A 14,252-nucleotide genomic window follows, 5' to 3' on the forward strand; every position below is an offset into this window, starting at 1 on the left:
TTTAATTTCTTTTTCTTGGAATAATATGGATCGGAGTTCCTTCGAATCCGAATGCATCTCTGATTTGATTCTCTAAATAGCGTTTGTAAGAGAAGTGCATAAGTTCTGCATCATTCACAAATACCACGAATGTTGGCGGCTCAACTGCTACTTGGGTAGCATAAAAGACTTTTAGTCTTCGTCCTTTGTCAGTCGGAGTTGGATTCATAGAAATAGCATCCGTAATTACTTCGTTCAATGTTGAACTTTGAACACGTTTTTTATGATTTTCGCTTGCTTCTTTAATTAATGGGAAGAGTGTACGCAAACGTTGTTTTTCTTTAGCAGATACAAAGGCAATTGGTGCATAATCTAAAAATTGGAATTCTTGACGTATCTTATCTTCGAATTTCTTCATTGTTTTGCTGTCTTTATCTAAAGTATCCCACTTGTTGACTACTATAACGATGGCTTTGCCCTCTTCATGTGCATAACCTGCTACACGTTTATCTTGCTCTATAATACCTTCTTCGGCATTCAAAACAACTAAAACTACGTTAGATCTTTCAATCGCTTTTAAAGCACGTAATACTGAATATTTTTCAGTGGCTTCATAAACTTTGCCTTTTTTTCTCATACCTGCAGTATCAATCAATACATAATCTTGATCTTCATAAGAATATTCTGTATCGATGGCATCTCGTGTAGTGCCGGCAATATTTGAGACAATGACACGATCTTCTCCTAAGATTGCATTTACTAAGCTTGATTTACCAACATTTGGACGCCCGATAAGTGACAATCTGATAGTATCTTCATCATACGGGTCTTCTTCTTCGTCTTTGAAGTGCTTAGCAACTTCATCCAATAGGTCACCTAGCCCTAGACCGTGCGATCCAGATATTGGGAATGGTTCTCCAAATCCTAAAGCATAAAAATCATAAATATCTGTACGCATTTCAGGATTATCAACTTTATTCACAGCTAAGACAACAGGTTTGTTTGTCTTATATAGCATTTGGGCAATCATTTCGTCGGTCTGCGTCAAACCTTCTCTTTGATTCACCATAAAAATTATTACATCAGCTTCATCAATAGCAATTTCAGCTTGAGCTCTGATCTGGGTTTGGAATGGTGCATCTGTTAATTCGATACCGCCTGTATCAATAACATTAAAATCATGCGTCAACCATTCGCCGCTAGAATAAATTCGGTCTCTTGTTACACCAGGTGTATCCTCTACAATAGAGACACGCTCGCCGACAATTCTATTGAAAATTGTTGATTTACCGACATTTGGGCGACCAACAATAGCTACAACAGGTTTAGTCATAAGCTAACTTCCTCTCTTTAATATATCTAACTAATTTTATCACATGCGACATTTAAAGCAAAAGATTATTAAAAATAAAAAAGCCAAGACTGAGATGTGCAAAGTAAATATACACGATCTGCAGTCTTGGCCTTATATAGACGTATTAAATCTTAGAATTTAAGATTTTTCAATTTATCTCCAAACATTTCTCCTAATGTTGGATTATCATCGTCATCACTATTTTCGATATAATCACGAGATTCGTCATCATCAATTTGAAGCACTTCTTCTTCAGGAACAGCAGCTTTAATTGATAAAGAAATACGTTCGCTTTCTTCATCGATACTTAATACTTTAACAGTAACTTCTTGGTTAGGTTCAAGTACTTCACTAGGAGTACCGATGTGTTTGCGACTGATTTCAGAAATATGCACTAAGCCTTGTACACCTGCTGCAATTTCAACAAATGCACCGAAATCAGTTAAACGTACTACACGTCCTTCGATAATTGAATCTGCGTGGATTTCTCCTTTGATACTTTCAAATGGACTCGGTAACGTATCTTTAATAGAAAGTGAAATACGTTCAGAATCTTGTTCTACTGATTTCACTTTGACGTTGACTTTATCGCCTACAGATACGACATCTTCTGGTTTATCAACATGTTCATGAGAAAGTTCAGAAACATGGACCAAACCATCTACACCGCCGATATCTACAAAAGCACCAAAGTTAGTTAAACGTGCAATTGTACCTTCAATTACATCTCCTTCTGATAAAGATGATAGTAATTCAGCTTTTTTAGCTTCGTTTCTTTCTTGTTCAACTGCTTTTCGGCTTAGGATGACGCGATTATTTTCAGGATCAAGTTCTTCAACGCGTAATTCTAGCACTTGTCCATCAAAGCTTGAAAAGTCTTCAATGAAATCTGTAGAAATTAATGAAGCTGGAACGAAACCTCTTTGTCCTACATCAACAACTAAGCCGCCTTTAACGACTTCAGTTACTTTTGCTTCTATAATTTCATTATTATCTTGTTTTTCTTGTAAATATTCATAAGACTTCTCTTGTTCTAATTGACGAATAGAAAGGATATAAGCCCCTGATTCATTTTCTTCGTCAACTTCCACTTTAGTCACATACGCTTCTACTGCATCTCCTTCTTTCACCACTTCATTTGGGCTGTCAATATGATGCGTAGATAATTGACTAATTGGAACGATACCGCTAAATTTGCCACCGTCGACGTCAACAATCACTTGTTTATCTTCGACTTTTTGGACTTGTCCAGAGATTTTATCTCCTTCTTTAATTTCATTAATCATTGATTCATTGAATTCTTCAGTCATCTTGTATGCCTCCTTGTACACTACATAATTATAACATCTTACAAACTGACAGAATTGTCAAGAAATTTAACTCTATTCACTTTTATCGTAATAATTTCTTGCCTATCTGTTGGTAATAAATATATTTGGATGATGTACCCGTGTACATTTATTCTCTTTATTTATATACCACAAATATTTAGATTTAATAATAATTATGCCGATTTTTGAAAAAAACTTGATTAGGCGTCTATGCTTTCAATTAAATCAGAAATGATTTGAGAGACTTCTTCAATCGATTTGCCAGTAGTATTTACTGTCACTGCATCATCCGCTTTTCTTAATGGAGAAATTTCTCTGTTCATGTCATATTGATCACGTTCTTCAATTTCTTTCTTCAATTGATTAAGTGAGGAAGGAATCCCATTTTCTTCATTTTCTTTTTGTCTTCTTTCAGCACGTTCTTCTACAGAAGCAATCATATATATTTTAAGATCAGCATCTGGTAATACTACAGTACCGATATCTCTCCCATCCATTACGATGCCTTTTTCAGCTGCTAATTGCTGCTGTACTTTTACTGCAAAGGTTCTGACAGGCGCTTTAGAGGCCACGTAAGAAACATTTTGCGTTACCTCGTTCGAGCGAAGGTAATCAGTGATATCTTCACCATTTAATAGAACACGTTGGCCTTTTTCCTCATCATAAATTAATTTAAGAGAAATATTTTCGATTAAAGATTGAAAGTCCTCGGGCATGCCTTTTTGTAAATATTTATAGGTAATAGCACGGTACATTGCTCCTGTATCAACATAAATCATTGAATGACTTTCTGCTACTTTGCGTGCAATTGTACTTTTCCCAGCCGCTGCTGGTCCATCAATTGCAATATTTATTAACTTCATATTTAGAAAACCTTCCTTGTCGTTTTATCTTATATATTTTATCATAAAAACGTATACAAAATATAGGAGCGTTGATTATGAAAAAAATCTTAGTCATCCATACTGGCGGAACCATCAGTATGTCTGAAGATGAAAGTAACAAAGTAATTGAAAATGAACAAAATCCAATCTCAAAACATCAAGATGTAATAAGCCGCTATGCTGATGTGACTGAGATTAATCCAATAAATTTACCTTCACCGCATGTTGGAATTTCAGATGTTGTAAAATTGCGCGATATTATTGAAAAAGCAAGTCAAGATGGTAATTATGATGGATTCGTAATTACCCATGGCACAGATACTTTAGAGGAAACAGCTTATTTATTAGATCTGATAACAGAAACAAAACAACCGATTGTCATTACAGGCGCAATGCGCTCATCTAATGAAATCGGATCTGATGGATTATATAATTTTATTTCTGCATTACGTGTCGCTGCTGCGGATGAAGCAATCGATAAAGGTGTAATGGTTGTTTTTAACGATGAAATACATACGGCTAGAAACGTCACCAAGACTCATACCTCAAATACAAATACTTTCCAAAGTCCTAATCATGGCCCATTAGGTGTTTTAACTAAAACAAGTGTCCAATTCCACCATCGTCCTTATCATCACAAAATTTTACATGAGGTCGATTCAGATTTATATGTGCCGATTGTAAAAGCCTATATGGATATGCGGAGTGATGTATTAAAATTTTATAGTGAGCAGAATGTGGATGGAATTGTAATTGAAGCGTTGGGGCAAGGTAATTTGCCTCCAAGTGCGTTAGATGGTCTAATGGCTTGTTTAGAAAAAGGAATACCGGTAATTCTAGTTTCACGTTCATTTAACGGTATTGTAGGACCGATATACGGTTACAATGGCGGAGGATATGATTTAGAACAGCGCGGGGTTATTTTTTCAAATGGCTTGAATGGGCAAAAAGCACGTTTGAAGTTATTAGTGGCTATCAGTAATCATCTCAATGAGCAGCAATTAAAGTCTTATTTTGATGCACAAGTATAAAATGAAGCGGGAATGGAACAAATTAATGTTCCGCTCCCGCTTTTGTTAAGAAGTTAAGATTAAGATTCTAAAGGTGTTTGTTTTTTAGCTATAATATTTTGGGCAATAATACCCCCATGGAATTTTCCATTTTCAATAAAAATCGTATTAGCATCGTTACCTGCAGCAATTACTCCTGCAATATAACAATTCTCTACATTAGTTTCATATGTTTCTTTATCATAAACTGGAGCAGTTCCAAATTCATTAGTATGAATATCAATACCAATATTTTGCAAGAAATCATAATCGGGATGATAGCCGATCATTGCAAATACGTAATCGTTCGGTATAGAGTATGTTTCGCCCTCTTGAATATATGTGATACTGTCCTCGTCAATTTTTGTAACTTCTGCATTGAAGTGCATATCAATTTTTTCGTGACGTACTAGTGATTCAAAATTTGGCAAAATCCACGGTTTGATTGCTGCAGAATAATCTGAACCTCGATATAACACTGTGACATTAGCACCAGCTTTTTCTAATTCTAATGCAGCATCAACAGCAGAGTTCTTACCGCCGATAATTGCCACATTTTGGTCGAAATAAGGATGTGCTTCTTTAAAGTAATGGAAAACTTTAGGTAATTTTGCACCTTCTACTTCTAAATCATTATGTTGACCATAATAACCAGTTGCTACTGTAAGAAATCTGCATTGATAAGTGTCTTTTGTAGTTGTAATTGTAAAGCGTTTACCAATTTTTTTAACTGTGAGGACCTCTTCAAACGCATGTACATCAAGTTGATGATATTTTACAACTTCTCTATAATATACCAACGCTTGGTTTCTGCGTGGTTTATATTCTTCAACGATGAAAGGCACATCGCCGATACTCAATTTATCACTAGATGAGAAAAAGGTTTGATGGGTTGGATAATTATAAATTGCATCTACCACATTTCCTTTTTCAATAACTAGCGTTTCAATTCCTTTTTTCTTCTGTTCAATAGCGGCGCTTAAACCACAAGGGCCGCCACCGATGATAATACTTTCGACTGTTTGCATCGTCTTGTCCTCCTTCGCTCACCTATAATATTATATCAGTCATATTTGAATTTAAAAGAGTTTTACTTTAATTATTGATAAACATAAAAAAACCAGTAACGAGGAAGTACTCGTTACTGGGATAGAAATGTTTTATTGCGGAATAACAAGTTGTTGGCCATTAGAGATATTATTACTATTCAGGCCGTTAGCACGTTTGATTTTTTCAACGTTTTCTGGTGTACCTTCACCGTAATAGCGGATTGCAATGCGATAAAGATTTTCTTTGCCGTATACAGTGTGCGTTTGTCCGCCTTGTTGGTTTTGTCCCTGCTGATTATTTTGGTTAGATTGGCCATTTTGACCATTTTGTTGGTTTTGTCCTTGTTGATTTTGTTGATCTTGGTTATAACCATTTTGGCCGTTTTGACCATTTTGATCATCATTGCCGTAACCATTAGCATTTGCAGAATCATTGGCAGCGTTGTTATTTGCATTATCATCATTTTGTTTATTCGTACTATCGTCTGATTCGGTAGCTTTGTCTGAATTTTTATCTTTGCTGTTTTTATCATCAGATTTCTTGCCTTTTTGAGCGTCTGATGATTTATCTTTGGCATCATCTTTCTTATTATCTTTAGAATGATTAGCTACTTTATTGTCGTTGCCATCTTTGTGGTCGCCTTGATTCGTTAAAGCCATGCCGCCAAAAATAGCAATTGCTGCAATAATAATCAAGCCTAACAACAATGGTAATAATTTTTTCATTCCGCCTTTTCTCTTAGGTTCGTCATGGTTTCCATTATCTTCTGGACCATTTCCTCCGTTACCACCGTTGCCGCCATTACTGCCGCCGGATCCGTGAGCGCTTGCTGCTTTTGTAGCTGCAGCTCCGCCTGCCACGCCAGCTCCAGCTGCTGCCGCTTTACCTTTATTATGTTTCTTATCTTTTGTTTCTTCATTTTTGTTTTCTTTATGAGATTCAGTCGCTTTGCTTGCAGCAGCACCACCGGCAACACCAGCTCCAGCAGCGCCAGCTTTTTTAGCATTACTGTCTTTTTTGTCGTTTGGCTTTTCTGAATCTTTTTGTTTCTCATTGCGATTATCTTTGGTATCTTTGTGGTCTTTAGCAGCTTTGCCAGCCATCGCAGCTCCAGCGCCTACAGCTGCAGCACCAGCTGCTTTACCTGTATTATGCTTTTTCTCTTGATTATCTTTAGAAGCTGCTCGTTGTGGTTCATCGCCATTTTTATCAACTGATTTTTCGTGATTTGACTCTTCACTATGCTTTGAATCTTTCTTTGCAACGTTATTGTCTGCCACACTGCCTGCTCCAGTAGTTGCTGCTTGTTTTTCAGTAGGTTTATCTTTTTCTTTAGCTAACGGTTCTTCTTTATCACTTTGTCGACTACTATTGTCATATGATTTAGCGGAACGATCGTCTAAACTTCCTACTTCGCTTTTTTCATTTTTTTGAGCTGAGGATTTTTCTTTGTCTTCATGATTATCATGCAATTTTTTACCGATAATTCCTCCGCTGACACTTGCTGCAGCAGCCCCACCTGCTTTAGTTTTGTTGTCTTTTTTCTCAGCAGAATTATCTTTGTCTTCTACATCTTGTTTATCAGTATGTAGTTCTTCTTCATTTGATTGATGTTTTGCAGTTTCTCTTCTTCTGCGACGTCTGCGTTGAGAGCCCCTTGGCGGGAAATGAGTTGCTCCAGTTTTAGGTTCTTGGTTGTTTGTTTCATCATGCTCATTGGAATCAATCGGTGTATCAGAATTTTGCTGATTGTCATCATTGTGCGTTGGATCGATTGACTGACGATTACGTTCGAAATCATCTTTAAAGTTGTTATTTGACAACGCCATCATCCTTTCTCTGTAAATTAGTGATTAAATTTCATATGTAGTATCCATACCCCTCAATATGAAAGTTAAAAATTTAAATCTTAACACTATTATTATAACTTGCACGGATAGTCTTCGACAAATAAAAGATGTATATAAAATCGCACTTTTTCTTAATTTAAAGGACAATCCATCTTATTTATAATTTTAGTGTGTAGTAGAAAAGAAAGGATTTAAATTTGTTGATTAAGCATGTATTAACTACATTTCATCTACCATAACATGAAGTTTCATGAAAGTTTTAACTTTTTATGAATATTTGATTGAGTTTTTCTAAATAATCCATCTTCCTTGTTACTTTTTTGGTATTTCTTTCATTAATAATTTCCACATTATGATCATTGTCACAACAAGATGTGGGTTTTTCGATAGTTTCACCAAAATAAGACATCAGATACTCTCGTCGACAAGTTGTAAGATTTTTATATCCTAACATTCTCAGCAAACCGTCCTTTTTGCGCATTTCTGAACGTTGAAATATTTGACGGATTTCTATTAGAGAAAAGCGTTGTCGAAGAATTTCAATGATACGTTGTTTTTCTTCTGGAAGTATACCCCCTGCTTGAAATGCATCGATATCGGCTTCGCTGATAATATCAGCAAACATTAAGGTATCTAATAAATATGCATCATCTGGCTGAAATAAACTAATAGCTTGGCTGTATGTGCCATCTCTTCCTGCTCTGCCTATTTCTTGGATATAACTTGAGGGACTAGGAGGAAGATGGTAATGTATCACAGTTCTAATATCAGGTTTATTAATCCCCATTCCGAATGCACTGGTTGCTACAACGATTGGAATATCATTTTGCAAGAATTGTTGTTGAACAGTTTGTCTTTCTTGATAAGACATGTCCCCATGGTAAATTCCAGTTAAATAACCAGCATTATAGATAAGTTGAGCAAGTTCACGACATTTTTTCTTAGAAGATACATAAATGATAGTAGGACCACTTGAGCTTATCTTGTTTATTAACCATTCCGTTTTCTCTTTATCATTGTCGAAATTGAGATGGGATAAGGAAATATTACTGCGGTCCATTTTAGTTTTAATTTCATGAAACTGAGTGTCTACTATCTCGTCCAAATCTTGTTTTAAGTGTTTAGGAGCGGTAGCAGTTAAAGCTAATACAGTAGCTTTAGGGAAGCGCTTCGTAATTTTACCGACTAAAGCGTAATGAGGTCTGAAATCATAGCCCCATTCTGTAATACAATGTGCTTCATCTAAGACAATCAGGCCTAAATCGATGTTGTTCAAGTATTTAATATTATCGCGATGTAATATAAATTCTGGGCTTAAAAAGATAAATTTAGCCTTTTTAATCAACTTAAGATTTTGCATTTTTTCATCTATACCCATACCGGAATGCACATAGCATACTGCGCGTTCACCTTTTTTTCTCATTTGCATAACTTGATCATCCATTAAAGAAATCAAGGGTGAAATGATTAAGGTTGGCTTTTGAATAATATAAGTCGGCAACTGATAACATAAACTTTTACCACTGCCGGTCGGTAAGATTCCTAGAGTATTTTGATGATGCAATACACTTTGGATGATTGCTTCTTGTCCTGGTTTGAATGAATCGAAGCCAAACCAATTTTCAAGGGCTTCTTGCAGCATCTCTATCCCCCCCTGGCTATGCGTATAATCGCAAGTTTAATTTCGAAATAGCTGTTATTTGGAAATTCTGCTTTAAATGCCTTGAGACGTGATTCTTTCTGATTCTGATAGAAAGGTTTGAAATTACTATAAAAAACCTCATTAAGATACTTATTGTAGTCTGATAAGTAACCTTTGATAAATAATTCCAAAATATGATCTTCTACTGTATTTTCTTTGACGTTTTCTAAATGAGCAATTTGTTTCATTTTTAATCCTTCTTTAACGTGTTGATAAGTTTGATATGCATTTTGGGATAAAACCGGTAGTATAATCGCTTTATTTAAAATAGGAAAATCGTCTTTATTTTCTAACTGACTCATCATTTCTACAAAATCATTCATTTTTATACGTAGCAAATCATCGTCAGTTAATGATTCTATCATCCCCACTTGCTGGTTGGTATACATCGTTTCTTCAAAACCTTGCAGGAAATAATGTAGGATGGAGTTATCATTTTCTTTATTGATTCGTTTAAACAGAAGATATATTTCCTCTTCGAATAATTTTTCTTTCTGTTCTTGCTTAATTTTATGAAAAATTCTTTTCACTCTATGCTGAACTTTGTTTATTTGTGAGACGGGTATAAAAGATAAAGTGTGATGATTATTATAAGAAATTGTTTGAATTAATAATTGAATTACTTGGAATGTCTGTTGTATGCTTTCAAAAGTATAGCGAGGAGTAATTTTTAGATCAATATTTAAATTGTCACCGCTTTCATTCAAACTATTGAATATTCGTTCGAATGACGGATATTTTAAATTTGGATGACTGTGATATAATGATAAAAGTTGTTGGCTACATGCATCAAAATAAGTTTGATGAGTTTTAGCACCAACGATGATATTATAAAGACTTTTAGTAGTTTTATAATGATAAGCATGTGTTTTTATGTATTGAATAATTTCTTTCAAATCAATCATCACCTTAATAATCTGTTGTATTGAAAAAAGAATTCCTGGTGTTAAAATAAAAATACGTTATAAGTGTAGCATTTTTGTAAAAGGAGGCGAAGTAAAATTGGCTAAATATACGATTGTAGATATGGATACTTGTATTGCATGCGGTGCTTGCGGTGCAGCAGCTCCAGATATTTATGATTATGACGATGAAGGTATCGCATATGTTATTTTAGATGATAATAAAGGTACAGCAGAAGTTCCAGAAGAACTTTATGAAGATTTAGAAGATGCAGATGAAGGTTGTCCTACAGACTCTATTAAAATTGCAGATGAGCCTTTCGATGGGGATGCATTAAAATTCGAATAATGACTATCAATCGTCTTTTAAGTTAGTATTCTTCGCTAAATATAGATGAATGTGTGAGATCAAAATATGATTCGTATTTTGGTCTCTTTTTGTTTTATTAAGAGGAAACTGTCGCTAATTCAAGAGACAGGAGCTGGAACAAATGAATGCCCCAGCCCCTAATATATGAATGAGCAGTAACTATTTGTTAATAGTTCAATGCTTTTTTAAGACGTTTATAGAGTAAAAGGAAAATAACGGATACCGCAATCCCTTTAATTATATTAAACGGAATAATTCCTGATACAATGATAATTTTTAAATTTTTTACTACATCTGCAAGGTTCATTATCATGCCGTATAAAGGCAATAAGACAAAATAGTTTAAGATACTTAGTACTAAAGTCATTACTAATGTACCTACAATTAAACCCATAATAATATTTAATTTGCCTTTAGATAATTTGCTTACATAAAATGCAGTAAGTAAGAAACTGACTGCAGCTGCAAAGTTTGCTACAGGCCCAATCGGATCTCCCATATTGAAAAGGAAGTTAAGCAAATTTTTGATGAGTTCTACAATCACCCCTGCTACAGGTCCAAATAGAAATGTTGCAAGCAATGCAGGAACGTCGCTGAAATCAAGTGTTAAGTATGGTGGTAAAAATGGCAGCGGAAATTTGATAAACATCAAAATAAACGCAATGGCACTCATCATACTTATAATGATAAAGCGTTTGTTTTTTTGTTGATTCATAAATACTCCTTCCATTCATCTTACGCGAATAGGAGGAATTTACGCACAACAAATAAACCCTCCATCTTCTCCCATCCAGACTATACTGTCGGCTCTAGATTCTCACTAGATCAGCCATATTTATAATTAATAAATACAGGTCGCAGGCTTTAATTACTGCCGGTTGGGACTTTCACCCGACCCCGAAGATGAATTTCATTATTATTTTATTTTCTTATCTATTATATCGGATTAGATGTTTTGATTCAATCCCAATGCTTAAATAGAAAAGATATTTGTCTCTTAATATAAAAACTCCCCATATAAAGCTTTCACTTTTTAAGTGGCTACTTTATATAGGGAGTTGTGATACAAGATGTAGTCCTTATCAATTGGTTTACTTATCTTTTTGGAGGCTTAGGTAATTTAATAATAAAGGTTGTACCCTCTCCTAAATGACTCTTCAAGTCGATCGTACCGTCTTGTGCTTCAATAATCATACGGCAGATAAATAAGCCTAATCCTGTGCCTTCTTTACCGCGTTTTCTAGAAGCATCTACTTTGTAGAATCTATCAAATACTAAATCGATATGTTCGGGTGCTATGCCACTGCCTGTATCGGAAACATATAAAATATCGTATTGATCTGATTCGCCTGTACTGATAGTAATTGCATCTCCCGGTGAAGTATAGCGGGAGGCATTGTCCACTAAGTTTGTCAGTACTTGCTCCATTCTATCGGTATCATAGTACCAAAGTTTTCCATTAGTGTCTGGTGCTAAATTAATATCAATCTGCAAATCTAAAGCCTGTTGACGATATTTCAATTGCATGCGTTGCAATAAGTTATCGATAGGTTGAACTTCTTTGTTAACTGATAGTCCCTCAGCATCCATTCTTGCTACATTTAAAAGTTCATTGACGAGACGATTTAAGCGTTGTGTTTCGTCTAGAACGATTGAAAGTGAATCTCTGATTTCTTCTGGTTCAGAAACTACGCCGTCCACAATAGATTCTGTGTAACCTTGCAATAAGGCGATAGGTGTACGTAGTTCATGAGAAACATTAGCAATGAAATCTTTTTTCATTTGATCTAACTGATGCTCGTTGGTCATATCTCGAATAATCGCTACCACTCCGCTTTGATGCGGTTGGAATTGTTCGATATAACTCATAATAACGACATAATAGCGATTTTTGACTTCATATTCTTGGAACTGAATTTCTTTTTCTTCAAACGTACGATCCATTTGTTCAGTAAATTGTTCTTTTTTTGTAGCTCGTAGCTGCTCGGCCATTTTTTTAGCCATTTCATTGGAAAGAATAATTTCTCTCTTTTCATTAATTCCTAGTACGCCTTCAACCATTGAATTGATAAGACTGTCTCTGATATTTTTTGAAGCAGAAATCTCATCAATATGTCTTTGGATATCATTGCTCATCTTATTGAAAGAATGTGCTAACTCGCCAATTTCATCTTTCGAATTGATATTGTTGACTTGCGTATAGTCGCCTTCAGATACATTCATTGCTTGAGTACGGAGTTGGCGAAGCGGTTTGGTAATTCTTGATGATAAAAAGAATGCAAAAACAGTCGTTATAATTAAGAAGATAACTGCGGTCGCTAAAATAATGATGGTAATCACATTATTGGTATCATCTATACTCTTTAAGTCTTGATAAATAAATACTGCTCCGTTTGGATTGGCAGCATCTATTTTTGTCGGATAACCTAACAATACGTAAGTTCTTGTTTTACCATCGACTTTTAACTTCACATGTTGTGAGGCTTTATGATGGTCTTTAAATACTTTTTGATAATTTGAATTTTTAGTAATCACATTCATCATTTCGTTTTTCAGTTTAGAATGTGAATTATAGAATTCATCGTTTTTATTCTTCATAATAATCAGGCCGCTTGGACCTTCAATCAATGCTTTACTATGTTTGATTGCCAGTGCCTTATTATCGGATTCTTCGAGTAATACACTGATACGTTCGGCATCTTTAATTAAGGATTGTTCAGTATCTTGCGTATAATAGTTTTGAATAAAGGTAATTAAAGCTGCACTAAGTAAAATTAAAACTGTCGTCACTATAAGAATTATAGTTAACCACAGTTTTATTACGACATTATTGAGCCGTTTCATCATTGCTGTTGACCTCGAATTTATAACCGACACCCCAGACAGTTTGAATCATATGCGCTGCGTCTGAGGATACACGATTTAATTTTTCTCTAAGACGTTTGACATGTGTATCTACAGTACGCAAGTCTCCGTAGAATTCATAATGCCATACATCTTTCAATAATTGTTCACGGTCAAAAACCTTGTTCGGTGTTTTCGCTAAGAAAATTAAAAGTTCATATTCTTTCGGCGTTAAGTTGACTTGAGTGCCATCAGCAAGTACACGATGTGCATCGTTATCAATCACTAAATGTTTGAATTCAATCAAATCTCTAGCGTGTGGCTCATTTTGCTCAGAAGTTGCTGTTAAGGTACGTCTTAACAGGGCTTTGACGCGTAAAACAACTTCGCGAGGTGAAAATGGTTTGACGATATAGTCATCTGCCCCAGATTCAAATCCTTCCACACGGTTTGTCTCTTCCCCTTTAGCTGTCAACATAATAATAGGTGTGTCTTTATACTCTCTTAAACGGTTTGCAACTTCTATACCGTCTAATTCGGGAAGCATTAAGTCTAATAAGATACAAGCATAATCATTATTCAATGCCATATCTAATGCTTCTTTGCCGTCTTCAGCTTCTTCGATATCAAAAGATTCTCTTTCTAAATATAATTTAAGCAGTCTTCGGATTCTTTCTTCATCATCAACGACAAGTATTTTTGTCATAGTTATTGCTACCTCCCATTTGAGTATCCAATTTTATATGATACGTCAAGACGAATTGTGTTTACTGCAATCTCAAATTCGTGGTATCACTCATCTTTTTTATCTGTTTAGATTGGTTAGTATTGGATATTTTGAAATTTAACATCGTTCATTTGTCGATTAGTATTGACTACTTTATAACAAATAATTTTTCACTACAAAGGATATTATATCATAAGCATATATCAACAA

Annotated in this window: 12 protein-coding genes and 1 riboswitch; of the genes, 2 read left to right on the forward strand and 10 right to left on the reverse strand. The window is 34.9% G+C overall.

Features of this window, described 5'->3' with window-relative positions; translation table 11 throughout:
- Nucleotide 1: 1 nt before the first annotated feature.
- The 3 genes from der to cmk form a co-directional block, all read right to left on the reverse strand.
- Nucleotides 2-1,312, reverse strand: coding sequence for a ribosome biogenesis GTPase Der (gene der / locus CNQ82_RS07375; protein ID WP_123144740.1), 1,311 nt, complete (start codon nt 1,310-1,312; stop codon nt 2-4).
- Nucleotides 1,313-1,464: 152 nt separating this feature from the next.
- Nucleotides 1,465-2,643, reverse strand: a complete 1,179-nt coding sequence (gene rpsA / locus CNQ82_RS07380; RefSeq protein WP_123144741.1) for a 30S ribosomal protein S1 — start codon at nt 2,641-2,643, stop codon at nt 1,465-1,467.
- 221 nt (nt 2,644-2,864) lie between these two features.
- Nucleotides 2,865-3,527, reverse strand: coding sequence for a (d)CMP kinase (cmk, locus tag CNQ82_RS07385; protein ID WP_123144742.1), 663 nt, complete (start codon nt 3,525-3,527; stop codon nt 2,865-2,867).
- Nucleotides 3,528-3,604: 77 nt separating this feature from the next.
- Between cmk and CNQ82_RS07390 the strand changes: the two genes are divergently transcribed.
- Complete coding sequence (locus CNQ82_RS07390) at nt 3,605-4,579, forward strand: asparaginase (protein WP_123144743.1); 975 nt, start codon at nt 3,605-3,607, stop codon at nt 4,577-4,579.
- A gap of 59 nt (nt 4,580-4,638) precedes the next feature.
- On the opposite strand, the gene ypdA is transcribed toward CNQ82_RS07390, so the two are convergent.
- From ypdA to CNQ82_RS07410, 4 genes are all read right to left on the reverse strand, one after another.
- Nucleotides 4,639-5,625 (reverse strand): bacillithiol disulfide reductase YpdA, encoded by a 987-nt coding sequence (gene ypdA, locus CNQ82_RS07395; protein ID WP_123144744.1) that lies wholly within the window; start codon nt 5,623-5,625, stop codon nt 4,639-4,641.
- A 132-nt stretch (nt 5,626-5,757) separates the two neighbouring features.
- Nucleotides 5,758-7,479: a LysM peptidoglycan-binding domain-containing protein gene (locus tag CNQ82_RS07400; RefSeq protein WP_123144745.1), complete on the reverse strand. Its 1,722-nt coding sequence runs from the start codon at nt 7,477-7,479 to the stop codon at nt 5,758-5,760.
- A gap of 277 nt (nt 7,480-7,756) precedes the next feature.
- Complete coding sequence (locus CNQ82_RS07405; protein WP_123144746.1) at nt 7,757-9,139, reverse strand: RecQ family ATP-dependent DNA helicase; 1,383 nt, start codon at nt 9,137-9,139, stop codon at nt 7,757-7,759.
- 2 nt (nt 9,140-9,141) lie between these two features.
- Nucleotides 9,142-10,104 (reverse strand): helix-turn-helix domain-containing protein, encoded by a 963-nt coding sequence (locus tag CNQ82_RS07410; RefSeq protein ID WP_240624875.1) that lies wholly within the window; start codon nt 10,102-10,104, stop codon nt 9,142-9,144.
- A gap of 97 nt (nt 10,105-10,201) precedes the next feature.
- Between CNQ82_RS07410 and CNQ82_RS07415 the strand changes: the two genes are divergently transcribed.
- Nucleotides 10,202-10,450 (forward strand): ferredoxin, encoded by a 249-nt coding sequence (locus CNQ82_RS07415; RefSeq protein WP_123144748.1) that lies wholly within the window; start codon nt 10,202-10,204, stop codon nt 10,448-10,450.
- A 187-nt stretch (nt 10,451-10,637) separates the two neighbouring features.
- Here the strand turns inward: CNQ82_RS07415 and CNQ82_RS07420 are convergent, their stop codons facing one another.
- From CNQ82_RS07420 to CNQ82_RS07430, 3 genes are all read right to left on the reverse strand, one after another.
- Nucleotides 10,638-11,186, reverse strand: coding sequence for an ECF transporter S component (locus CNQ82_RS07420; protein ID WP_123144749.1), 549 nt, complete (start codon nt 11,184-11,186; stop codon nt 10,638-10,640).
- Nucleotides 11,187-11,245: 59 nt separating this feature from the next.
- Nucleotides 11,246-11,380, reverse strand: a riboswitch (FMN riboswitch).
- Between the two features lie 186 nt (nt 11,381-11,566).
- Entirely contained in the window at nt 11,567-13,315 is a 1,749-nt protein-coding gene (locus tag CNQ82_RS07425) for an ATP-binding protein (protein WP_276308816.1), read from the reverse strand.
- Complete coding sequence (locus tag CNQ82_RS07430; protein WP_123144751.1) at nt 13,299-14,021, reverse strand: response regulator; 723 nt, start codon at nt 14,019-14,021, stop codon at nt 13,299-13,301. The genes CNQ82_RS07425 and CNQ82_RS07430 overlap by 17 nt, the downstream gene beginning before the upstream one ends.
- Nucleotides 14,022-14,252 lie beyond the last annotated feature (231 nt).

It is taken from the genome of Staphylococcus debuckii (genome assembly GCF_003718735.1).
Taxonomy (GTDB): domain Bacteria; phylum Bacillota; class Bacilli; order Staphylococcales; family Staphylococcaceae; genus Staphylococcus; species Staphylococcus debuckii.

Bases quoted from the DNA above. Each gene is read 5' to 3' on its own strand.
- CNQ82_RS07390 (WP_123144743.1), top strand. From the start codon at position 3,605: ATGAAAAAAATCTTAGTCATCCATACTGGCGGAACCATCAGTATGTCT.
- CNQ82_RS07410 (WP_240624875.1), bottom strand. From the start codon at position 10,104: ATGATTGATTTGAAAGAAATTATTCAATACATAAAAACACATGCTTAT.
- cmk (WP_123144742.1), bottom strand. From the start codon at position 3,527: ATGAAGTTAATAAATATTGCAATTGATGGACCAGCAGCGGCTGGGAAA.
- CNQ82_RS07400 (WP_123144745.1), bottom strand. From the start codon at position 7,479: ATGATGGCGTTGTCAAATAACAACTTTAAAGATGATTTCGAACGTAAT.
- rpsA (WP_123144741.1), bottom strand. From the start codon at position 2,643: ATGACTGAAGAATTCAATGAATCAATGATTAATGAAATTAAAGAAGGA.
- CNQ82_RS07420 (WP_123144749.1), bottom strand. From the start codon at position 11,186: ATGAATCAACAAAAAAACAAACGCTTTATCATTATAAGTATGATGAGT.
- CNQ82_RS07425 (WP_276308816.1), bottom strand. From the start codon at position 13,315: ATGAAACGGCTCAATAATGTCGTAATAAAACTGTGGTTAACTATAATT.
- der (WP_123144740.1), bottom strand. From the start codon at position 1,312: ATGACTAAACCTGTTGTAGCTATTGTTGGTCGCCCAAATGTCGGTAAA.
- CNQ82_RS07430 (WP_123144751.1), bottom strand. From the start codon at position 14,021: ATGACAAAAATACTTGTCGTTGATGATGAAGAAAGAATCCGAAGACTG.
- ypdA (WP_123144744.1), bottom strand. From the start codon at position 5,625: ATGCAAACAGTCGAAAGTATTATCATCGGTGGCGGCCCTTGTGGTTTA.
- CNQ82_RS07405 (WP_123144746.1), bottom strand. From the start codon at position 9,139: ATGCTGCAAGAAGCCCTTGAAAATTGGTTTGGCTTCGATTCATTCAAA.